This is a genomic window from Pseudomonas sp. TTU2014-080ASC (assembly GCF_001446935.1).
Taxonomy (GTDB): Bacteria; Pseudomonadota; Gammaproteobacteria; order Pseudomonadales; family Pseudomonadaceae; genus Aquipseudomonas.
This window is the reverse complement of the sequence record NZ_LKKK01000001.1, coordinates 316,986-339,308: the sequence shown is the minus strand read 5'-3', so window position 1 is coordinate 339,308 and position 22,323 is coordinate 316,986. Positions and strand designations below refer to the sequence as shown.

General features: G+C 57.2%; 21 protein-coding genes. 15 read left to right on the top strand and 6 right to left on the bottom strand.

Annotated elements, in window-relative coordinates:
* Position 1 precedes the first annotated feature (1 nt).
* From mltG to AO726_RS01535, 5 genes are all read left to right on the top strand, one after another.
* On the top strand, positions 2 to 1,054 hold the full coding sequence (mltG, locus tag AO726_RS01555) for an endolytic transglycosylase MltG (RefSeq protein WP_058066287.1): 1,053 nt from the start codon (positions 2 to 4) through the stop codon (positions 1,052 to 1,054).
* A gap of 9 nt (positions 1,055 to 1,063) precedes the next feature.
* Complete coding sequence (tmk, locus tag AO726_RS01550; protein ID WP_058066286.1) at positions 1,064 to 1,696, top strand: dTMP kinase; 633 nt, start codon at positions 1,064 to 1,066, stop codon at positions 1,694 to 1,696.
* Positions 1,689 to 2,675, top strand: a complete 987-nt coding sequence (locus AO726_RS01545; protein ID WP_058066285.1) for a DNA polymerase III subunit delta' — start codon at positions 1,689 to 1,691, stop codon at positions 2,673 to 2,675. The genes tmk and AO726_RS01545 overlap by 8 nt, the downstream gene beginning before the upstream one ends.
* Before the next feature lie 36 nt (positions 2,676 to 2,711).
* Positions 2,712 to 3,068: a PilZ domain-containing protein gene (locus AO726_RS01540; protein ID WP_058066284.1), complete on the top strand. Its 357-nt coding sequence runs from the start codon at positions 2,712 to 2,714 to the stop codon at positions 3,066 to 3,068.
* A 63-nt stretch (positions 3,069 to 3,131) separates the two neighbouring features.
* A complete protein-coding gene (locus AO726_RS01535) occupies positions 3,132 to 3,914 on the top strand; it encodes a TatD family hydrolase (protein WP_058066283.1) in 783 nt (260 codons plus the stop codon).
* Between the two features lie 229 nt (positions 3,915 to 4,143).
* On the opposite strand, the gene AO726_RS01530 is transcribed toward AO726_RS01535, so the two are convergent.
* Positions 4,144 to 5,277, bottom strand: a complete 1,134-nt coding sequence (locus AO726_RS01530; protein WP_058066282.1) for an aminotransferase class V-fold PLP-dependent enzyme — start codon at positions 5,275 to 5,277, stop codon at positions 4,144 to 4,146.
* A gap of 75 nt (positions 5,278 to 5,352) precedes the next feature.
* Between AO726_RS01530 and AO726_RS01525 the strand changes: the two genes are divergently transcribed.
* Together AO726_RS01525 and AO726_RS01520 are read left to right on the top strand one after the other, a co-directional pair.
* A complete protein-coding gene (locus AO726_RS01525; protein WP_058066281.1) occupies positions 5,353 to 5,991 on the top strand; it encodes a TetR/AcrR family transcriptional regulator in 639 nt (212 codons plus the stop codon).
* Positions 5,992 to 6,073: 82 nt separating this feature from the next.
* Positions 6,074 to 7,042: a GTP 3',8-cyclase MoaA gene (locus tag AO726_RS01520; protein ID WP_058066280.1), complete on the top strand. Its 969-nt coding sequence runs from the start codon at positions 6,074 to 6,076 to the stop codon at positions 7,040 to 7,042.
* 4 nt (positions 7,043 to 7,046) lie between these two features.
* On the opposite strand, the gene AO726_RS01515 is transcribed toward AO726_RS01520, so the two are convergent.
* Positions 7,047 to 7,550 (bottom strand): MarR family winged helix-turn-helix transcriptional regulator, encoded by a 504-nt coding sequence (locus AO726_RS01515; protein ID WP_058066279.1) that lies wholly within the window; start codon positions 7,548 to 7,550, stop codon positions 7,047 to 7,049.
* 79 nt (positions 7,551 to 7,629) lie between these two features.
* Between AO726_RS01515 and AO726_RS01510 the strand changes: the two genes are divergently transcribed.
* From AO726_RS01510 to AO726_RS01490, 5 genes are all read left to right on the top strand, one after another.
* The gene (locus tag AO726_RS01510) at positions 7,630 to 8,811 is read left to right on the top strand and encodes an MFS transporter (RefSeq protein WP_058066278.1); all 1,182 of its coding nucleotides are present in this window, start codon (positions 7,630 to 7,632) and stop codon (positions 8,809 to 8,811) included.
* 124 nt (positions 8,812 to 8,935) lie between these two features.
* Positions 8,936 to 10,879, top strand: a complete 1,944-nt coding sequence (locus AO726_RS01505; RefSeq protein ID WP_058066277.1) for a TonB-dependent receptor domain-containing protein — start codon at positions 8,936 to 8,938, stop codon at positions 10,877 to 10,879.
* Position 10,880: 1 nt separating this feature from the next.
* Complete coding sequence (gene cobN, locus AO726_RS01500; RefSeq protein WP_058066276.1) at positions 10,881 to 14,726, top strand: cobaltochelatase subunit CobN; 3,846 nt, start codon at positions 10,881 to 10,883, stop codon at positions 14,724 to 14,726.
* Positions 14,727 to 14,783: 57 nt separating this feature from the next.
* Entirely contained in the window at positions 14,784 to 15,260 is a 477-nt protein-coding gene (locus tag AO726_RS01495) for a MotA/TolQ/ExbB proton channel family protein (protein WP_058066275.1), read from the top strand.
* Positions 15,260 to 15,574: a DUF2149 domain-containing protein gene (locus AO726_RS01490; protein WP_058066274.1), complete on the top strand. Its 315-nt coding sequence runs from the start codon at positions 15,260 to 15,262 to the stop codon at positions 15,572 to 15,574. The genes AO726_RS01495 and AO726_RS01490 overlap by 1 nt, the downstream gene beginning before the upstream one ends.
* On the opposite strand, the gene tcyN is transcribed toward AO726_RS01490, so the two are convergent.
* The 4 genes from tcyN to AO726_RS01470 all read right to left on the bottom strand — a co-directional run bounded on the left by tcyN (position 15,571) and on the right by AO726_RS01470 (position 18,926).
* Positions 15,571 to 16,341, bottom strand: coding sequence for an L-cystine ABC transporter ATP-binding protein TcyN (gene tcyN, locus AO726_RS01485; RefSeq protein ID WP_058066273.1), 771 nt, complete (start codon positions 16,339 to 16,341; stop codon positions 15,571 to 15,573). The genes AO726_RS01490 and tcyN overlap by 4 nt on opposite strands.
* Positions 16,341 to 17,009 (bottom strand): cystine ABC transporter permease, encoded by a 669-nt coding sequence (gene tcyL / locus AO726_RS01480; protein ID WP_058066272.1) that lies wholly within the window; start codon positions 17,007 to 17,009, stop codon positions 16,341 to 16,343. Before tcyL ends, tcyN begins: the two co-directional genes overlap by 1 nt.
* A complete protein-coding gene (gene tcyJ, locus AO726_RS01475; protein WP_058067064.1) occupies positions 17,006 to 17,806 on the bottom strand; it encodes a cystine ABC transporter substrate-binding protein in 801 nt (266 codons plus the stop codon). The genes tcyL and tcyJ overlap by 4 nt, the downstream gene beginning before the upstream one ends.
* A 124-nt stretch (positions 17,807 to 17,930) precedes the next feature.
* Positions 17,931 to 18,926, bottom strand: coding sequence for a D-cysteine desulfhydrase (locus AO726_RS01470; RefSeq protein ID WP_058066271.1), 996 nt, complete (start codon positions 18,924 to 18,926; stop codon positions 17,931 to 17,933).
* A 182-nt stretch (positions 18,927 to 19,108) separates the two neighbouring features.
* On the opposite strand from AO726_RS01470, the gene AO726_RS01465 reads away from it, so the two are divergent.
* The 3 genes from AO726_RS01465 (at position 19,109) to AO726_RS01455 (ending at position 22,314) form a co-directional block, all read left to right on the top strand.
* Positions 19,109 to 19,891: a MetQ/NlpA family ABC transporter substrate-binding protein gene (locus AO726_RS01465; RefSeq protein ID WP_058066270.1), complete on the top strand. Its 783-nt coding sequence runs from the start codon at positions 19,109 to 19,111 to the stop codon at positions 19,889 to 19,891.
* A 250-nt stretch (positions 19,892 to 20,141) separates the two neighbouring features.
* A complete protein-coding gene (locus AO726_RS01460; RefSeq protein WP_058066269.1) occupies positions 20,142 to 22,127 on the top strand; it encodes an FUSC family protein in 1,986 nt (661 codons plus the stop codon).
* Positions 22,114 to 22,314, top strand: coding sequence for a DUF1656 domain-containing protein (locus tag AO726_RS01455; protein ID WP_058066268.1), 201 nt, complete (start codon positions 22,114 to 22,116; stop codon positions 22,312 to 22,314). Before AO726_RS01460 ends, AO726_RS01455 begins: the two co-directional genes overlap by 14 nt.
* Positions 22,315 to 22,323 lie beyond the last annotated feature (9 nt).

The following is a 22,323-nucleotide window of genomic DNA, read 5'->3' as shown; positions in this document are numbered from 1 at the left end:
ATTGATTCGAAAACTTTTGTTGTTGCTCGAATGCAGTGTTGTGTTCGCCGGTCTGTTGTTAGGTCTGGCAGCCTGGCAGCAACACGAGGCGCTGCATCAGCCTCTTAAACTGACAGCTGAGCGCGTGATTGAAGTCCCCAGCGGAGCTACGCCAGGCGGCGTGCTAAATCGGCTTGAGGCAGACGGTATCCTTGATAAAGCCTTCTGGTTGCGTCAGTACTGGCGCTTCAATCTACACCGTCAGCCCTTGCATAGCGGTGAATATCAGCTGCGCCCAGGGCAAACCGTCACTGATTTGCTGGCCATGTGGCAGCGTGGTGACGTGATTCAATACTCTATCACCTTGGTGGAGGGCTGGAACTTCCGCCAAGTACGTTCAGCGCTGGCTCGTGAGCAGCGCCTTGAACAAACCTTGTCCGATATTGATGACGAAGAATTGATGAGTCGGTTGGGGTTGGCTGGATTGCACCCAGAAGGTCGTTTTTTCCCTGACACTTACAGTTTTGTGCGCGGCACGACGGATCTTGATCTGCTCCAAAAGGCCAATGCCCGTTTGGAAAAGGTGTTGGCCGAGGAATGGGAGAAGCGACAAGACGGCTTGCCCTACAAGGAACCCTACGATGCCTTGATCATGGCGTCCATGATCGAAAGGGAGACCGGTGTACCGCAGGAGCGCGGGGAAATTGCCGGGGTATTTGTCCGCCGCTTGCGCATAGGGATGCGCCTGCAGACCGATCCAACCGTCATTTATGGTATGGGCGCGCGTTATAACGGCCGGATTACCCGCGCTGATTTGCGTGAGCACACGCCGTATAACACCTACACCATAGATGGCATGCCTCCGACACCGATTGCGCTGGCTGGGCGTGAGGCTATAAATGCAGCGCTTAATCCAGTCGCTGGGAAAAGTCTGTATTTCGTTGCTCGCGGTGACGGTAGCCATGTATTTTCAGAAACGCTTGAGCAACATAATCGTGCTGTGCGTGAGTACCAGCTCAGGCGTCGGGCAGATTACCGTTCCAGTCCGGCTCCGGTAACGCCCCAACAACAGTAAGGACAGTGTGTGAGTGGTTTGTTTATCACCCTTGAAGGCCCAGAAGGTGCTGGCAAAAGCACTAACCGGGATTACTTGGCTACGCGTTTTCGTGAGCAGGGCATTGATGTAGTGCTGACCCGTGAGCCGGGCGGTACGCCGCTGGCTGAGCGGATTCGGGAAATCCTTCTGGCGCCCAGTGATGAGCTGATGGCCAGTGATACTGAGCTGTTACTGATGTTTGCTGCCCGTGCTCAGCATATTGATCAGGTCATTCGTCCAGCGCTTGAGCGTGGCTGTGTGGTGATCTGTGATCGTTTCACCGATGCCACCTATGCCTATCAGGGCGGTGGCCGTGGACTTTCTCACCAGCGCATTGCCGTGCTGGAAGACTTTGTTCAGGGCGCGTTGCGACCTGATATGACCTTGGTTTTTGATCTGCCGGTTGAAGTGGGGCTGGCACGTGCGGCGGAGCGGGGCTGCCTGGATCGCTTTGAGCAAGAAGGTATGGCGTTTTTTGAAGCGGTTCGGCAAACCTATCTGCAGCGGGCCGCAGAGCACCCGCAGCGCTATCGCATTGTGGATGCCGCCAAACCCTTGCAAGACGTCCAGCAGAGCCTTGATCAGCTCTTGCCGGAGCTACTGGTGTTGACTCGTGGCTGAGGCATTCCCATGGCAGGATGCACTCTGGCAGCAATTGGCCGGGCGCACACAGCATGCCCATGCCTATTTGCTGCACGGTCCGGCCGGGATCGGTAAGCGTGCTCTAGCCGAACGCCTGATGGCGCGGCTGCTCTGTCTCAAGCCTGACGGCCTGAATGCCTGCGGACAATGCAAGTCCTGTCATCTGCTTGCGGCTGGCACTCATCCCGACACTTATGTGCTTGAACCTGAGGAGGCTGATAAGGCTATTCGGGTGGATCAGGTCCGCGAACTAGTTGGTTTTGTGGTTCAGACCGCGCAGCTAGCTGGGCGCAAGGTGGTACTGATCGAGCCAGTTGAGTCGATGAATATCAACGCTTCCAACGCCTTGCTTAAAAGCCTTGAGGAACCCTCTGGTAATACGGTGTTGTTGCTGATCAGTCACCAGCCAAGCCGGTTGCTGCCAACTGTAAAAAGCCGCTGTGTGCAGCAGGCCTGTCCATTGCCAAGTCCAGCACAGAGCCAGAGCTGGCTCAAGCAGAAGCTGCCTGACCTGAGTCAACAGGTGGTTGAAGAGTTGCTGTTTCTGGCGAATGGCTCGCCACTGACGGCTGTGCAGATGCATGAGCAGGGCGTAATCGCTCAGCGCGCCGAAGTGGTGGAAGGTGTTAAGAAGCTTTTGAAACAACAGATTGGCCCAAGTCAATTGGCGGAGAGCTGGAATTCGGTATCTCTGCCGCTGCTGTTTGACTGGTTCTGTCAGTGGTCTCAGCTGATGTTGCGCTACCAACTGAGCGGTGATGAAGCAGGCCTTGGGCAGGCGGATATGAGTAAGGTGATTCAGTATCTGGCGGATAAGTCGTCCCAGCCTAAAGTACTGGCAATTCAGGATTGGTTGCTTGCACAGAGGCAAAAAGTCATCAATAAGGCCAATCTGAACCGGATTTTGCTGCTTGAAGCGCTGCTTGTGCAGTGGGCAAGCCTGCCGGGACCGAGATAGAATCGACCGACCGAGAATAAATAACAGGAATGCCGCATGAGTTTGCCTCCTAACCTGGGCCCGCGTAATGGGATCTTGTCGCTCACCATCAAAGACAAATCCGTGCTCTATGCCGCTTATATGCCATTCATTAAAAATGGTGGTTTGTTCATTCCTACCAACAAGAGCTACAAGCTCGGTGATGAAGTGTTCATGCTGCTCAACCTGATGGATGAGCCAGAAAAAATCCCGGTTGCCGGAAAGGTCGTCTGGATCACTCCGAAAGGTGCCCAAGGCAACCGTGCAGCAGGTGTGGGTGTTCAGTTCAATGATGGTGACAACAGCGCCCGCAACAAAATCGAAACCTATCTTGCAGGTGCGCTGACGTCAGATCGTCCTACGCATACTATGTAAGCGTTTCATTCAAATCGTATCGGGTGCCGGCCTCTGGCACCTCTTTTCAAGTGATTGTTTAGCATGTTGGTTGATTCCCACTGCCATCTTGATCGTCTCGATTTGGCTGCCCATGGCGGCTCGCTCGATGCGGCTTTGGCGGCTGCGCGTGCGCGTGGCGTTGGTCATTTTCTCTGTATCGGCGTCAGCGCCGACAATGCTGCGGCGGTAAAAAGCCTGGCTGAGAGCTATGCGGATGTGGATTGCTCGGTGGGCGTTCACCCGTTGGATCTCGAACCGGGGGCTGCGCCTGCACTGGACTGGTTACTGGGTGAGCTGAATCATCCGAATGTGGTGGCGATTGGCGAAACCGGCCTGGACTACCACTACGAGCCGGAGGCCGCTGAATTACAGCAACAGGCGTTTCGCCTGCATCTTCAGGCAGCGCAAGTGACGGGTAAGCCGGTGATCGTGCATACCCGTGAGGCCCGTGCTGACACGCTGGCGTTGCTGCGTGAAGCGGCGCTGCCCCAGGCGGGGGTCCTGCATTGCTTTACCGAAGATTGGGAAATGGCCAAGGCTGCTCTGGATATCGGCTTTTATATCTCTCTGTCTGGCATCGTGACCTTCCGCAATGCCGAGGCGTTACGTGAGGTCGCGCGACAGGTACCTGCCGATCGTCTGCTGGTAGAAACGGATTCTCCATATCTGGCCCCGGTTCCCCACCGTGGCAAGCCCAATCTGCCGGAATATGTCCGCGATGTGGCGGAGTATCTGGCCGTGTTGCGGGGCGTGAGTTTTGAGCAGTTGGCTGAGCAGACCACTGAAAACTTCAAACGCTTGTTCCCGCTGGCGCGAGTGAAATGATCGTAGGGCTCACGGTAGATAAAAAAAACCCGGGCTCTGGGGGTGAGTCCGGGTCAAGACCATTAGGAGTAAATCAAGGTGCGCGGTCAACGACACCTTGCCTGGTGAGGCACCTGGGGGATGGCGCCGAACACCAGTAAGTTCCAGTATTGGCGAAGATTGTGGATCGTCCAGACCGTTCGCCGGAATTCTTAAACCTATTTGGAATACTTCTTAGCCCCTCACTGGCTTATTTGGTCGACAGGGTATGGAGTATGTGAAGTGTTTCATCTATCGATTGCTGTCTGGTGTAGAAGTGAGGGGAGAAGCGGATACCGCCTCCACGTTGTGCGCATATCACCTGCTTTTGCTTTAACGCTTCAAAAAGCGCGGCGTGCTGCCAGTTATCTAGGCTGAATGTCAGAATCCCTGCGCGCCGTTCCGGTTCCAGAACGCTATGAAATTGCACCTGTGGCAGTGCTTTCAGCCCGTCGATCAGCCATTGCATGCGTTCTTCTATCTGCTGCTCAATGGTCGTTAAGCTCACTTCTTCTAATAGTGAAAGGCTGGCCTCCAGTGCCGTGGCGCCCAGCATGTTGGGGCTGCCACATTCAAAGCGGCGGGCGCTGCGGGCCGGTTGCCACTCGGGTTTGCTGTAATCACCGGCGTTTTCCAGCATGTGCCAGCCGTATTCGTGCAGTTTTAGCTGGCTGCGCAGGTCTTCCCGGCAGTAGAACACGCCCAGCCCTTCAGGGCCGAGCATCCATTTGTGGCCGTCAGCCATGGCGAACGCGCAGTTACAGCTTTGCACGTCAAGGGAGAACGCTCCCAGCTGTTGGATGGCATCCACGCATAGAAGCACGCCGCGTGCGTTGCAGCCTGCGCCCAGACGCTGGAGGTCAAGGCGTAGCCCGCTGGCGTATTGCACTGCGCTGATCGCCATGAGTCTGGTGCGCGGTCCGCATGCGGCAAGCAGAGCGGCTTCAGCATTTGCGCCATGCAGATTGACCTGAACGACCTCTACACCAAGTGGACCCAGGGCTTCCCAGACGATCCGATTAGATGGGAATTCTTCGTCGCTGATTACGATCTGGTCGCCTTCGCGCCAGTCCAGACCAAAGGCGACAAAAGACAGGGCTTCAGAGGTGTTCTTGACCAGAGCAATGTCACTGCGTGACGGGGCGTTGAGCAGGCGCTGTAGGCGTTCGCGCAGACGTCTTTCGAGCTGCAGCCAGTTCGCGTAATCACGAGCTCCGGTGTGGGCGTTCTCGATGGCAAAACGGGTGACAGCCTCAACAGCACGCTGCGGCCAGGGGGCCACTGCAGCATGGTTTAAGTAGTGCAGACCGGTCTGTTGGGGAAACTCATTCTCAGTTGCATACATTGTGGTAAGGCCCGTGCAATTTGTTAACAGTTAGGCATAATAAGAGACTTCGTTTATAGACGCCGCAGTCCCTATATGCATAAAGAGCCCCGCAAGGTCCGTGAGTTTCGCCGCAGAGAGCAGGAAATTCTTGATACAGCACTCAAGCTCTTTCTCGAGCAGGGTGAAGACAGTGTGACAGTAGAAATGATTGCTGATGCCGTGGGCATCGGTAAGGGCACGATCTACAAGCACTTCAAATCTAAGGCTGAAATCTATCTGCGTCTGATGCTTGATTACGAGCGTGATTTGAACGAATTGCTGCATTCCTCTGACGTGGACCGCGACAAGGAAGCGCTCTCGCGAGCTTATTTCGAGTTCCGCATGCGTGACCCGCAGCGCTATCGTCTGTTTGACCGCCTGGAAGAGAAGGTGGTCAAGGGCAATCAAGTGCCTGATATGGTGGAGCAGTTGCACCAGATCCGCGCCTCCAACTTTGAGCGACTGACTCAGCTGATCAAGGGACGTATTTCTGAAGGCAAGCTGGAAAATGTTCCGCCATACTTCCATTTCTGTGCGGCTTGGGCGCTGGTCCACGGTGCTGTAGCTCTGTATCACTCGCCGTTTTGGAGCAACGTGCTGGAAGATCAGGAAGGTTTCTTCCAGTTCTTGATGGACATCGGTGTGCGCATGGGCAACCGTCGCAAGCGTGAAGGTGATCCCGTTTCCAACTGAGCCCGGTTGCGATTGCCTGCTCTAAACGATCAGTTGCAAGGGTGTTGCCCCATTACCTGCGTTTATTCTTCAGGAGCACCGCATGATCGTTGACCGCCAAGGCAGGCGCTTTCGTAACTTGCGCCTCAGCCTCACCGCTGCGTGCAATTACGCGTGTGGCTACTGTGTTCCGGACGGAAAGCGTCTGGTTGCAGCTCAGGACGAGCTGAGTGCGGACGTATTGGTCAGAGCTGTGAGCTATCTGATTGAGTCTGCAGGGATTGAGCGTTTACGCATTACCGGCGGCGAGCCGCTGGTCAGTCCGAAACTGGAAGGGTTGCTGCGGGGTGTCAGTCAGCTTGGACTGGAGGACATCAGCCTGACCAGCAATGGTCAGTTACTGGCGCGCAAGTTACCGTTGCTCGTCGAATGTGGCATTCGCCGACTGAATATCTCTCTCGATACCCTTGATCCCCAGCGTTTCCGCGAGATTGCCCGTGGCGGCGACCTCGCCAGTGTGCTCGAAGGGCTGCGTCTGGCCCGCGAAGCCGGATTGAAGATCAAAATCAATATGGTGCCGTTACGTGGGCAGAATCTGGATCAGGTCATGCCGATGCTGGATTATTGCATTGATAATGGCTTTGAGCTGCGCTTTATCGAGCTGATGCGTATGGGGCATTTGTCCCACGATTACGCGGGGTTCAAGCGCCAGTTTGTTGGGTTGGATGAGTTGCTTGAGCAGATCAGCCAACACTATCAGTACACCCAGGCTGAGGCGGCAGTGGATGCGACTGCCATTCGTTATCAGATCGTGGGCCGGGGCTTCTTTGGTGTGATTGCCAACGAGAGTGTGCCGTTTTGTCGGACGTGCTCGCGGCTGCGTCTGTCTTCTACCGGCTGGCTGCACGGTTGTCTGTCATCCACCCAACGGCACTTCATCGGTGATTTGCTCAATGAGCCTCGGCACATTGCTTTGCCAGCCTTGCAGCGGATGCTGGTGCGGGCGCTGGCGGACAAGCAGGATATGTCATTCGCCGGCGGCACAACGGTGATGAAAATTATCGGTGGTTGACCCTTCACGGCCGCGAGGTGGTCGGGAGCGCGCTGATCAGTTTAGCCAGCAAATCATTAAGCTGCTGTTGTTCGACTTCACTGAGGCACTGCAGGATGCACTGTTCATTGGCGACGTGCAGTTCCATCAGTGGGTTGATCAAAGCCAGTCCTGATTCAGTGAGCGTGACCAGCGTGCCACGTCGGTCATGCGGGTTTTTGCGGCGCTCCACCAGCCCGGCTTTTTCCAAGCGATCGATGCGGTTGGTCATGCCCCCGGACGACATCATGGCTGCTTCGTAAAGCGCGGTAGGAGTGAGTGCATAGGGATCGCCGCTGCGTAACAGAGTGGCCAGTACATCAAACTCACCGGCTTGCAGGCCGTGTTGGGCAAATAGTGGGTTCAGGTGTTGATGGGCTATACGCTGAGCGGCCTCTGCCAGGCGCCCAATCAGCTCCATGGGCAAGCTCGGCAGGTGAGGTTTTTCCCGGCTCCATTGTTCTATTGCAAAGCGCGCTCTGTCGTTCATCGCATTTATCTTGATATAAAGATTCTTTTTATCAAACTATCGTCTCTCGCCTGAGCGGTCGAAGTAAAGGTATTTAAGTATGAGTGGACAGTCTGGCGCTCGCCGTCACGCGGCACCAGCCGGTTTCATCCTTTTGGCACTAATGCTGTTGGGGCTGAATTTACGACCAATTCTGGCCAGCGTCGGTCCGGTGCTGGATGACATCCAGATTGCGACGGGCATCACCAGCTCTCAGGCTGGCTTGCTGACCACACTGCCGGTCCTGGCTATGGGTATTTGTGCGCTGGCGGGCAATGTGTTGCAGCGGCTGTTTGGCCAGTACGGCGGTATTCTGCTGGGGATCACGGTGATTGCCGTCGCCTGCGCGGCGCGTTGGCTCTGGCACGACAGCAGCGGCCTGATTATCACTGCAGCGCTTGGTGGTCTGGGAATTGCTCTGGTTCAGGCCTTGTTGCCCGCTTTTATCAAGACTCAGTTTGCGGCGCGCGTGGGGTTGGTCATGGGCTTGTACACCACCGGCATCATGGCCGGTGCAGCCATTGCCGCAGCGAGCGTGGCACCTCTAGCCACTGTTATCAGTTGGCATGGTGGGCTGGCGTTTTGGGCTGTGCCTGCGCTGCTGGCAGCGTTGTTGTGGCTGGTGCTTGGCACTGCGGCTTCCGACAAAGGGGCGGGGGGCTCCCTGAGATTGCCTCTTAATGAGCCGCGTGCGTGGCTGCTAATGACCTTTTTTGGCATTGCCACCGGCGCGTACACACTCGTGCTGGCCTGGTTGCCGCCGTTTTACACCCAGCTGGGGTGGACGTCGACCGAGAGCGGCCTGCTGCTGGGGCTGGTGACGGTGGCCGAGGTGGTGGCCGGCTTGCTGGTGTCGACGTTGGTGGGCTACTTCCCGAATCGCAGGGTGTTGGTATGGGGCACGTTGGTTGTGCAGGTTTTTGGGCTGCTGTGCTTGATATTCTCGCCAGCCGACCTCGCCATTACTGCCGCAATACTGCTGGGCCTGGGGATCGGGGCCATCTTCCCGCTGTCCTTGATCATCACGATGGATCATGCCGAAACCCCGGCACAGGCCGGTGCGTTGATGAGCATGGTGCAGGGCGGTGGCTACATCATCGCCAGTGTGGTGCCGATTCTGGCCGGGCTTATTCGCCAGCGTTTCGCTGATCTGACCCTGGCCTGGGTCTGCATGGGCGTTGGTGCTTTGGTGCTGATGATCATCGCTGCCCGTTTTGCGCCCGGGAAGAAATTACACTTTTAAGGAGAGGTGGCTGCCGCATAAAGCATTGAGAAGCTTATGCGTTCAGATGCAGACATCCGTTTTGTTGATTGAATGTTATGTTATAACAAAATAATATCTGGCCCTTTCAGCAAAGGGACGGACTATGTTTTCACTTTCTTCAGGCCCCCGATGGCCTCTGGCTGCTTGGGTTTTACTGCTTTCGGGTATCAGCGAAGCACGAGTTCTTGACCTTGATTCCACCGTTATCACTGCGACCAGCACGGAGCGCTCGCTTAAGGACACGCCAGCCAGCGTTACCGTGATCACCCGGGAGGAGCTGGCGGCCCGTCCCGTTCAGGATCTGGTCGACGCTCTTCGCGGAACACCGGGTTTGCAGTTTTCCGGTATCGGGATCGGGCGTCGCGGAATCAGTGTTCGCGGGATGGATGCCAAACACACACTGTTTCTGGTCAATGGCCAGCGCATCAGCAACTCGGCTAGCGCCATTGCTCATGCAGATTTCGATCTGAGCTGGGTGCCGGTTGAGGCGATAGAGCGGATTGAAGTGGTTCGTGGGCCGATGTCCTCTCTTTATGGCTCAGAGGCGCTCGGCGGTGTGGTCAACGTCATCACCCGCAAAGCCACTGATGAGTGGAAGGGCAGTGCGCTGATCAACGGCGGGGTGGTGGATAACAGTCAAGGAGGCGATACCCACCAGTTGGCAGGTTATCTCGGAGGTCCGCTGATTCCGGGTGTATTGGGTCTGTCCTTGAATGGCGAAAGCCGCCGCCGTCAGGAAACATCAGACCGTCGTGACTCTGCGTTGTCTGAGCTTGAAGGTCGCTCTGTAGACAGCGGCTCCGCAACCCTGAGCTGGACGCCGGATGAGGCGCAACGGATTGATCTGACCACGGGGCGCGGCCTGGAAAAACGCTGGCGTAATAATCGCAGTGCCGGACGACAGCCTGTGGAATACGAGTCTAAGGACCGTATCGAACGTGAGAATTTCTCGCTGGCCCACACCGGTCACTGGTCGTGGGGCGACAGCTCGTTGCGGGTTTATCGCAACCGTCTTGAGCGGGACAACCGCTACACCAACGGCCAGGTGCCGAGTAACCCATGGCAACGCATGACCGACGATGTAGCCGATGCCAGCATCAGCCTGCCGGTTGGAAACATGCACTTGTTTACTGTCGGTGGCGAATGGCGCAGAGAGCAACTGGAAGACAACAGCGTTGCCGGCGGTGACGCAGAGGCGATCCACCGTGCTGCCTTTTTCCAAGACGAAATCCAGTTTCAGGATGACTGGTCGCTGGTGCTGGGAAGCCGATTCGATCACCACGAAAACTACGGTTGGCAGAAAAGCCCGCGCGCGTATTTGGTCCATCAGGTCAATGAGGCGCTGACCCTGCGCGGCGGTGTTGGGCGTGGTTTTAATGCGCCGACGCTGAAGGAGCTGTCACCCGGTTACTCCGCTGTGGGCGGTGGTGGCATGTTCACCATTACCGGTAACCCGGATCTGGACCCTGAGATCAACACCACCTACGAGTTTGGCGGTGACTACGCCGGTGATGGCTGGTCGCTGTCGGCAGGTGTGTTCCAGAACAACGTCAAAGGCTTGATTCAAACCATTTGTGTGCAGGCCTGCGGGCAGCGCGGGCGTGAGATGCGCGAGTACGAGAACGTCGATAAAGCGCGCATTCGTGGTCTGGAGTTGGGCGCGGAAATCGACTTGCCAGCTGATCTGCACTGGGGCGCGAATTACACCTATCTGGATGCCATCGACCGCAGCGCGGATCGTCGCTTGGCTGGGCGTTCACGGCATCTGGCCAATACTCACGTGAGCTGGAAACCCACCGAGCGCTTTACCGCTCAGGTGCGTAACGAATACGTCGGCAGCCAGATCGGCTACAGCCGTGACAGCGAGTACAGCCTGCCAGCCTATAGTCTCTGGCATCTGGAAATGACCCAGCAACTCACCAATGAGCTGAGTGTGCGCGGCGGCATTCAGAACATCGGTGATGTACGTCTGGCCGATGAAGACGCGCTGTTCAACTACCCCGAACCGGGGCGCACTTTCCACGTTGGTCTGAGCCTGAGCTTCTGAAATGCGCACATTATTTCTGATCATGATCTGGCTATTCGTTGCCAGTACGGTGCAGGCCGATACGCAGCCGGATGTGCGCGTATTGGCCAACGACTTCGTCCTGCCGGGCAAGCTTCAGCGCTTGCAAAGTTGGGCCAGCGAAGCCGGGATGCGTTTGGATAGTCGCAACATTAGCCGCGAGCGAGAGTTATCGGATGATTTACTTAGCGCGGGTCTGCTGATTCTGGATACGCCGCGCCCGAATGATCTGGCGCAGATGCAGGCCTTCTTAGGTGAGCGTCTTAAAGATGCGCGAACGCCCTGGATTCGTGTGGGGGGCGGCGCTCCGGCCTTCGGTAACCTTCCGCCGCCAATGGCCTACGCCATGATCGGTTATTACGCTAATGGTGGTGAGGCAAATCTGCGCCAATTCCTGTCCTATTGGAAAGCCCTTAAGGCCGGGCAGGATGTTTCGCAGATGCCGCCGCCTAAGCCGCTACCTGCAACCGGCATGTATCACCCGGATGCGCCCGAGCTGTTCAGCGATGTAAACGCCTACTTGGCCTGGGGCAGCAAGCGCTGGCCTGAAGGCGCGCCGCGTGTCGGCTTTGTCATCCATAGCGGGGCGATCGCGGACGCTGAACTGGGCATGCTGGATGGGCTGATTAAGCTCAGCGAAGCACACGGGCAGGCACCGGTGTTGTTTTGGTTTGATGCGCAAAACCCGCACGGGCTGACTGAGATCGTTAAGCCTGCCAACGTGCAGGTGCTGATCAATCTCACGCACATGCAAAATGCTGCTGCGCGGCAGGCTGAGTTTCTCGACCTGAATATCCCGGTTTTGCAAACCTTCGGTGAGCGCAGCACAGATATTCAAGGCTGGCGCGAGTCCACTTCCGGGATCGCCATGCATGCAGTTGCGCCCTTGCTCGGCGTACCGGAAAGCTGGGGGATGAGCGATCCGCTGGTGATCAGTGCAGTAGAGAAGGGTGAGCCAGTGCTGATCCCCGAGCAGGCCGAAGCACTGATGCGTAAGGTCAACCGGTTGGTTCGTTTGCAAACGCTGCCGGTCGGGCAGAAACGCCTGGCGCTGCTGTTCTGGAACCACCCGGATGGCGAGAAGAACATCTCCGCCTCGCACCTGAATGTGCCCCGCAGTCTGGCGACTCTGAGTGCTCGCCTTGCTGAGGCAGGCTACAAGGTCCCGGTCAGCAACGAGGCACAACTGACCGAGACGGCGCAGCGTCTGCTTGGCGGTTATTACCGCCCGGAAACTCTGGATGCTCTGCTTAAGGATGATCTGGCCGTTGGTGTTCCGCTTGAAGCCTACCAGCGCTGGCTGGGCAAGTTGCCGGAGTCGGTGCGCAATGAGCTGACTGCGCGCTGGGGTGATCCGTCCAAGCATTGGGCCATTCGCACGCTGAGCGGCAAACCCCAGTTCATCATCCCCCGGGCCAAGCTGGGCAGCCTGACACTGATGTCGCAACCGCCGCGGGCCGGTCGCCCTGGTGAGGCCTATCACGACAGCAAAGTACCGCCGGATCACATTTATCTGGCCGCTTATCTGCTGTTGCATGATCTGGCAGATGCGCTGATTCACTTTGGTACCCACGGCACCCAAGAGTGGCTGCCGGGCAAGGACCGGGGCTTGTCGGTTAACGATTACAGTTTTTTGGCGATGGCTGATCTGCCGGTGTTCTATCCCTATATTCAGGACAACATTGGCGAAGCGATTCAGGCCCGTCGCCGTGGCCGTGCCGTGACTGTCAGCCACCAGACACCGCCGTTTGCGCCGGCCGGGTTGTACGACGAACTGCGTGATCTGCATGACCTGATTCATCAGTATCAGCAACTGGAAGAGGGCGCTGTTCAGCAGCAGACCGCGATTAAGATCATTGAGTTTTCACAAGCCTCTGGGTTGCTGGAGGACCTGCAATTAGACGCAGCAACAGCCAAAGCCGACTTCGATACCTTCTTCGCCCGCCTGCATGACCATCTGCATGCACTGGCGACGGATAACCTGCCGTTGGGGTTGCATACCTTTGGAGAACCGTCACGGCCTGAGCATCGCCTCAGTACGGTTTTGCAGCAGCTTGGAGAGCCTTATTTGAAGGCCGTGGCTGAGGCCAGCGGTAAGGTTTACGAGGCGGAGCCGGTGGCTATGGATTTTGCCGAGCTGAAAAAGACCGAGGCCTATAGCCTGCTGGATCGTTACGTCTTGCAGGCTTACTCACTGGATGAGTTACCTGGCGCGGGCTTGCGCGAGCAACTGGAAAAGGCCCGTGGCTATGAGCTGAATTTGGCCCGCACCGGCGAGATAGAAGCGCTGCTCGCTGGGCTTGCCGGTGGTTTTGTCGCGCCCGGTTCTGGCGGTGATCCGGTGCGTAATCCGCAGGTGCCCAGCGGCCGCAATATCTATGCATTTGAGGCGGACAAGCTGCCGACTCGCGCAGCCTATGAGGCGGGCGAGCAAGCCCTGCAGCAACTGATCGACAGCTACAAGGCCGAGCATGAAGGGCAGGCTCCGCGCAAATTGGCGTTCAGTCTGTGGTCATCTGAGGCCATGCGTCACTTTGGGATTCTGGAAAGCCAGGTGCTGCACGCCATGGGCCTGCGTCCAGTGTGGGATGAGGGGGGGCGCGTGCGGGCGCTGGCGATTATTCCCCGTACCGAACTTGGCCGGCCGCGCATTGATGTGGTGATTCAAGCCACCAGCGTTTACCGCGATCAGTTCGACGGCTTTATGCGTCTGTTGGCAGAGGCCGTGGAGCGATTGGAGCAGCTGGATGAGGCGGATAACCCGATCGCCGCCAATAGCAAAGCCGTTCAGGGGCGTTTGCAGGAGCAGGGCATGGCGGCCGAGCAGGCTAAGCGCTTGGCCAGTGTGCGGATTTTCAGCAATGAGCCGGGCGACTACGGCAGTGGGGTGACCGACCTGACGCTGGACTCAACCCAGTGGGAGGACGAATCGGCCTTGGCTGAGCAGTATCTGTCCCGGCTGGGCAGTGGCTATGGCAGTCGCGGGCTAGTGCCTGAGGCAGCGGGAGCAAAGTTGTTCGGCGAGCAGCTGAAGGGCGTTGAAGCTGCCGTGCTGGCGCGCTCCTCGACGGTTAATGGCCTGCTGTCCACCGATCATCCTTTCGAGTATCTGGGCGGTCTCTCTTTGGTGATTCGTCATCTGGATGGCAGCAGCCCGGCGCTGTACATCGCTGATCTGCGCACCAATACGCCGCGTATGGAAGGGGCTGCGCAATTCCTCAGTAACGAACTGCGCAGCCGCTATCTCAATCCGCAGTGGATCGGCGCCATGCAGAAGGAAGGCTACGCCGGTACGCTGGAGCTGCTCAACATCGTCAACAACGTTTGGGGCTGGCAGGCCATGGACCGCAGCATGGTGCGGGCGGATCAGTGGCAAGCGCTGCACCAGACCTACGTGATGGATCAGCGCAACCTCGGCCTTAATGAGTGGTTTGAGGCGAATAACCCCAGTGCTCAGGCGCAGTTGGTTGAACGCATGCTAGAGGCGATTCGCAAAGGCTACTGGGATGCCGATGAGCAAACCCGCAAGGAGCTGACCGAGCGCTGGCAGGAGCTGGACGAGCAGGGCGCAACCAGCGGCACGCAGCCGGTGACCCGTGAGTTTATCGAGCAGTCGGCGGCGGGTTTTGGCCTGACTGGCGCAGCTCCGGCAGAGGCCGATGGCGACAACGCTGGTGCCGGTGAAACCGTCAGTGGCCAGGTGTTGCAGGAGGTCACTCAGGAAAGCGCAGCGCCCACGCCGCAATGGCAAATCTGGCTGGGCTTTGCCCTGTTGTCACTGTGCCTGCTGTATGGCGGCTGGCGCCAGGTGCGCAGCCAGCGAGTTTGAATCCTTAATCACAACATATCGGTGGCCGCTTCCGGCCACCCTGACTGAGCAGTAGTTATGAATACCTTTGAATTCAGTTTGTACGAACTCACCCGCTGGTTTTTGACACCGGTACTGGTTTTGATTTTGCTGGCGCTGGCATACGCCTTTGTAGCGCTGGGCAGTTTTGCGGTTGAGGTTTGGCAGCGCCGTAGCGGTCGTTATCGTTCAGTGCTGGCGCTCTGGAAAACTACCCATGGGGGAACTAGCGATGATCTGGAACTGCTGATCATGCAGCGTTTGGAATGGTTGCGCGTGGTCTCGCGCAGCACGCCAATGCTGGGACTAGTGGCAACCATGATTCCTATGGGGCCGGCACTGTTGGCGCTGACTAAGAACGATGGACAGGGTATTGGCGAGAATCTGGTAGTGGCGTTTTCTGCGGTGATCGTGGCGCTGCTGGCCGCCAGCATCAGCTTCTTTATCCTCACCATTCGCCGCCGCTGGCTGTTGCAAGAGCTGCGTGCTATCGAACGTCAGCAGGAGGCCTGCTGATGCGCTTTCTGGAAGAGGATGAAGATGACCCGATGCTGTCGGTGGTTAACCTGATCGACGTGTTTCTGGTGGTGATCGGTATTCTGCTGATCGTCATCGTGCAGAGTCCGCTCAACCCGTTCAACCAGAACAAAGTGGTGGTGATCGAGAACCCCGGCGAAGCCGACATGCGCATGCTGGTTAAAGATGGGCAGGAGTTGACTGAGTATCAGGCCAGCGGTGAGATCGGTGAGGGACAGGGCAGCAAGGCCGGTATCACTTACCGTCTCAACGATGGCCGGATGATTTACGTGCCGGAGCAGGACGCGCCTTAAATTCCGCTGCCATCCTGCTCAACCACGGGCAGGAACTTGCTGAGGAACTGACGCGTGCGCGGCTCACGCGGGTTGCTGAACAATCGCTGAGCAGCGCCTTGTTCGACGATCACGCCCTGATCAATAAAGATCGCCCGGCTGGCCACATCCCGGGCGAAACTCATCTCATGGGTCACGATCACCAGCGTGCGTTTTTCCTCGGCGAGCCCGCGAATGGTGTTGAGCACTTCGCCTACCAGCTCCGGGTCCAGGGCAGAGGTGGGCTCATCAAACAGAATCACCTCAGGTTCCATGGCCAGTGCACGGGCGATGGCGACTCGCTGTTGCTGGCCGCCGGAAAGACGCTTGGGATAAGCCTCTTCCTTGCCTGCCAAGCCGACTTTGGCCAGCAGTGCGCGGCCCTTGGCTTCAGCCTGTTCTCTGGGCTCTTTTTTGACGATCAGCGGCCCTTCAATGACGTTATCCAGCGCGCTGCGGTGCGGGAACAGGTTGAAGTTCTGAAAGACGAAACCCACTTGCTGGCGCAGCTTACGCACGAGCGACCGCTGCTGGCTTATGGGTTTGGCTGCATCAATCTCAATATCTCCGACGCGGATGCTGCCGCTGTCCGGGGTTTCCAGCAGATTCAGACAGCGCAGCAGGGTGGTCTTGCCCGAGCCGCTGGGGCCGATAATCGCCAGCACTTCGCCGGGTTGAATGTCCAAGTCGATGCCCTTGAGCACCGGCTGGCCCTTAAAGGACTTTTTCAGGTTACGCACGCTGATCATCAGTTATCCCTTTCATGTCGATTAACGCGTGCTTCCAGGCGATTTTGCAGGTGCGCCAGCAGGCTGGAGAGCAGCCAGTAGATCAGGGCTGCAGCCAGGTACATGGTGAAAATCTCGAAGGTGCGTGCGGTGATCAACTGGGCCTGACGGAACAGCTCCGGCACCTGAATGGTGGCGGCCAGTGCGGTGTCCTTTACCAAACCGATAAAACTGTTGCCCAACGGTGGCAGTGCGGTGCGCGCAGCTTGCGGCAGGATGGTGCGGTACAGCGTTTGCACGCGGCTCATACCGATACTGGCGGAGGCTTCCCACTGGCCACGATCAATCGAGGCAATCGCCGCACGGAGAATTTCGGAAACGTAGGCGGCCATGTTCAGAGACAGGCCAATCATTGCGGCAGGGAGGGGCTCAAGCTGGATGCCGATTTCAGGCAAACCGTAGTAGATCATGAACAACTGCACCAACAGCGGCGTGCCCCGGAAGAACGACACATAAATGCGCACCAGAAGGCGCAGCGGGGCGAAGGCATAAAGCTGGGTGATTGCCAGAATAAACCCCAGCAGCAGGCCGAAAAACATGCCGCCGAGGCTCAGAACTACCGTGTACAGCGCGCCCTTGAGCAGGAAGGGCGCGGAATCCAGCGCAAGCTGCAGGCTTGCTTCGATCATTGGGTTACATCAGCCTTGAACCATTTTTCCGATATCGCCTTGAGGGTGCCGTTGGCACGCAGATCGGCGATGGCTTTATCCAGTGCGGCCTGCAGCTGCGGGTTGCCTTTGCGCAGGGCGATGCCGGCAGCTTGCGGGGCAAATGGCTCACCAGCTACGGCCAGTTTGCCGCGGGATTTATCAACCAGTTCAAAGGCAGCCAAGCGGTCACCGAGGATCACGTCGAGGCGCCCAACGCGGACATCCTGATTACGGCTGGCGTCATCGTCGTAAGTGCGGATGTCGGCTTGCGGCACGTTATCTTTCAGCCACTGTTCGTAGTTGGTGCCCAGTACCACGCCGACTTTTTTGCCAGCCAGATCTTCAGGTTTCTTGTATTGGTCTTCTTCGCCGGTGCGGGCCAGCACCTGAACACCGGAGACGGTATAAGGCGTGCTGAAATCGTATTTCTTTTTACGTTCTTCAGAGATGGTCACCTGGTTGACCACGACATCCAGCCGACCGGTTTCAAGCGCGGCGAGGATGCCATCCCACTTGCTCGGCTGGAATACAGCTTTGACGCCAAGCTCTTTGGCCACTGCTTCGGCGAACTCCACTTCAAAGCCGGTGAGCTTGCCGTTCTCGTCCTGATAGTTGAATGGCGGGTAGGTGCCTTCCAGACCAATTTTGATTTCGCCTTTCTGCTTGATCTGATCGAGCAAATCGGCTGCCTGTACGGCTTGGAGGGAGAGGGAAACAACAAAGGCCAATCCGAGGCCTAACGCTGTGAGAGGGCGTCTTAACAGGGAACGTTGCATGGTGCGATCCTCGCGCTGCAGTAAAAGTGCGCTCACTCTAGAGCGCTCCTTTTAGAAGTTAAAATACTTAAAAATTATTCTTATATATCGGTTGTTTCTAATTGGGTGCTGATCACTGTTCGCATCAATGGTAGGCGAAAAGTGCAGGAGCACCACCGGTATGCACGAACAGCACCGGGCCATTGCCAAGCAGATCACGTTCAATGCCATCCACCAGCCCGGCAAAGGCTTTGCCGGTATAAACCGGGTCGAGCAGGATGCCTTCTTGACTGGCCAGCAGTTGAATACTGGCGAGAGTGGCCGGATTGGCTTCGCCGTAACGCGGGCCGAAATAGCTGTCCCACAGTTCGATGTTAAGGCTGGCCGGCACTGCAATCTCCAGCAGTTCAGCTGTTTGCTTAAGCAGACCCTCCACTTTCGGGCGCTGAGTGGCGTCAGGGCGGGAGACGGTGACACCGATCAGGCGAGTACCCGGCAAGGCATATTCCAGCCCTAGCGCCAGGCCGCTATGGGTACCGGCGCTGCCTGAGGCCACTATCACGGCGGCAAACTGCTGGCCGCTCTGTTTGATCTGCTCGACCAGCTCAAGGCCTGCCCGCACATAGCCCAGCGCGCCTAGGGCGTTGGAGCCACCAATCGGTACTACATAAGGCCGCTTGCCCAGCACGTTAAGACGCGCAGCCGCTTGGTTCAGTAGCTGATCGGCGTTATCAAGGTCGGGCACGTTTTCTACGGTGGCACCAAACAGGTCCAACAGCAGGCGGTTGCCGTTTTCAAGGTAGTTGGCTGCGCTGGTGCCGATCGGGTTTTCCAGTAAGGCCAGGCAATCCAGGCCGAGGCGAGCGGCGAGGGCGGCAGTCTGGCGGACGTGGTTGGACTGGATGGCTCCGGCGGTGATCAGGGTGTCAGCCCCTTCAGCGAGTGCGGCTGCGCCGAGGTATTCCAGCTTGCGTACCTTGTTGCCGCCCAAGGCAAACGGTGTGGTGTCATCGCGTTTGATGTAAATCTCGCGACCCAGGGTTTGCGAGAGACGCTGGAGTTTTTCCAGTGGTGTGGGCTGCGTCAGCAGCGTGAGGCGTTGGATGCGGTCCAGGTGGCGGGTCAGCTGTGAGAGGTCCATGCGGCAGAGTCCCTAATCAAAAGCGTATTTGTGCTTTGGTTATATAAAAATAATAAAACAGTATTTTTGAGGAATAAAAAATAACAGTAGTGTCGCCCCAACTGAAACCGCCAAGCGGGCTGGTTTCCCAGATTATTCGCCATACATGCATGTGTAAGGCTGCTAATGGATGAGTCTCCGACATGAAAAAGACACTGTTGTTCACCGCTCTTGCGGCTTCCCTCATTTCTGGTTTTGTAAACGCTGGCGAAAAGCTGGTGGTTGCTGCCACGCCGGTCCCGCATGCCGAGATTCTGGAGCTGATCAAGCCGAAGTTGGCTGAAGAAGGCGTTGATCTGGAGATTAAGGTCTTCACTGACTACATACAGCCCAACCTGCAAGTGCAACAGAAGCAACTGGATGCCAACTACTTCCAGACCAAGCCGTATCTGGATGCTTTTAACAGCAGTCGCGGCACTGACTTGGTTGTCGTTAAAGGCGTGCACGTCGAGCCGTTCGGGGCGTACTCCAGCAAACACAAACTCATTACCGAACTGCCTGATGGATCCAGCATTGCTATCCCAAATGAGGGCAGCAACGGCGGCCGCGCGCTACTGCTGTTGCAGAAGGCTGGTCTGATTACTTTGAAGGACCCGAAAAGCGCTGTTGCTTCACCCAAAGATATCAGCAGCAACCCGCACAACTTCAAATTCAAAGAGTTGGAAGCTGCCATCCTGCCGCGCGTGTTGGATCAAGTAGATTTGGCATTGATCAACACCAACTACGCGCTGGAAGCCAAGCTCAACCCAGCCCAAGACGCGCTGCTGATTGAAGACGGTAATTCCCCCTATGTGAACTTCCTGGTTGCCCGTCCTGATAACCAGAACAGCCCGGCGATCCAGAAACTGACTGATGCTCTGACCAGCCCGGAAGTTAAAACCTTTATTGAACAGCGCTATTCGGGAGCTGTGCTGCCTGCCTTCTGAGCTTACCAAACCACGACACCTTGGCTGTTTGCCCAGGATTGCACGCCGTCATCATGTGATGACGGCGTTTTTTTATCCCGCATAGGGGTGAACTTACCCCTTAGAGGCTTGTCATTGGGGAGCGAAGTTCTCCAGTTATTACCGTTCATCTGACTGCAGAACTATTTTTTTGCGAAAATAGTTAGCAGCCTAATAATATTGTTTGTCGATTAAATCCCACGATCTATTCACTGTCCGACAGGGAGTCAGAGTGCCGAATTTCCTCAAGCCGTTTCTGGCTCCCAGCCTCAGGTCTGTGCAGTTTGCGATCAAGACCGTGCTAGGGGCTTTTCTGGCGTTGTGGTGTGCCTTGCGCTTCGGGCTGGATCAGCCGCAATGGGCCATGATGACGGCAGTTATTGTCGCGCAGCCGCTGTCAGGCATGGTGCTGCAAAAGGCTATCGCCCGATTGCTGGGGACGTTGGTTGGGGCGGTGATGTCGATTGTGGTGATGGCGATGTTCAGCCAATCGCCTTGGATATTTCTGGCGGCTGTGGCGCTTTGGCTTGGGCTGTGTACAGCGGCTTCAACCATGATGCGCAGTGCCTGGGCCTATTCGTTTGTGTTGGCGGGCTACACCGTGGGGATCATCTGTCTGCCGTCGCTTGGGAACCCGCTGAATGTATTTGAGGAGGCGGTGGCGAGGGCGACGGAAATCTCTCTGGGGATTATTTGTGCGTCGATGGTGCAGATCATTCTCTGGCCGATCCGGGTTAATCATCAGTTGGTAGGGCAGGCGCAAGGCACTTGGCGCGCAGGTCTTCAGGCTGCCAGTCAGTCTCTCAGCGGAGACAGTTTGCCTCGGCAAGGGTTGCTGGAAATGCTCGGGCGCATCGTCGCGGTGGATGCGCAGCGCGAACATGCCTGGTTTGAAGGCTATCAGGGGCGCTTGCGGGCTCAGGCGGTACGTCTGATGAGCCGTGATCTGTTGGCTATGCTGCGTCTGGCCCGTGGAGTGGCGCGGCAGTGGCGGCAATTGTCGGCTAATGAGGCCGCAGAGGTGAGCATCTGGCTGACCCGTGTTCGCGACGGCCTAGACGATCATGAAGCCATTGACTGGGCTGCACTGCGTGGGGAGTTGGTAGAGGCCTTGTCTTCCCGCGAATGGACAGCATCGCAGCAGCATTGTCTGGATCGTCTTGCTCTGTTTATCGGCACGCTGCTGAAGGCGCAGCACTCGTTTGATGCAGTGTGCAACGCTCAACCCAGTCGCGAACTGCCACCGGCTTTGTCATGGCACCATGATTGGCAAACCGCAGCTTTTTTTGGCATGCGCAGTGCGTTGGCATTTTTGCTGATGGCGAGCTTCTGGATGGCGACGGCCTGGCCTTCGGCAACTGGGGCAATGCTTTTATGTGCGGTGGTGTGCAGTTTGTTTGCCAGCCGGGACAATGCGATCCAGCTCGGAATGATGTTCCTGCGTGGAACCTTCTGGGCGCTGCCGGTTGCTTTTGTGATTACGCAACTGCTGATCCCGGTTATTTACGACTTTGAGCTGCTTTGTCTGGTGCTGGGTGTACCGATGTTTATCGCAGCGCTGGCAATGAGCTCGCCTGCCACAGGTGCGGTTGCGACAGCGTTCTGTATGCATCTGGTGGTGCTTTCTCTTGCTCCGGCGGGTGTTACCAACGACGTGCCATTCTTTATCAATGAGTCTCTGGGGCTGGTGATTGGTGTGAGTTGCGCGGTGATGGCGTTCAGGTTGATCAGCCTACGCAACCGCAACTGGCTGGGGCGTCGTTTGTTGCAGGCGACAGCGCGAGACATGGGGCGTCTGGCTCGCCTGAGTCTGGCAGGGGCTGAAAGCTGGTTCGGCGGTCGTATGGCTGATCGTCTGGTACAACTGGCGCGCTACTATCCGGTGGGCTCTGGTCAGTCGCAAAGTGTCTGGGAGGAGGGCGTCGCTGCACTCGATCTGGGGGACGAATTGTTGCAACTGCGCGGCTGCGTGCAGTTGCTGCCTGAGCTTGCCAGCGACTGGAACCAATTCGTCTTGCGCTATGAAGCAGTGGTAAACGCGGGCCCTCAGTCCGACAGGCAGGAGGCGCTTGATCCTGCTATCAATCATCTATCCGAGGCTTTGATGGCGCTGCCGTCCAGCCCTGACCGGCGTCTGGCCCAATCAGCATTGTTGCAGTTGCGCAGTGGTTGGCGTCATTGGTGTTCAATGCGTGGGGAAATCTATGGGACTGCGTGAGTTAGAGCTGGGAGGGATTCTGTTCAGCCCGATGCTGGTATTCGCCTTGCTCGCTCTGGTTGTGACCGGTGTGTTGCGCAGAGGTATCCATTGGGCGGGTCTGACTCGTTGGATTTGGCATGAAGCGCTGTTCGACTGCGCGCTTTATGTGTGTGTACTGGCGACGATTGTGGCCGTATTGGGTTAGCGGGTGCTG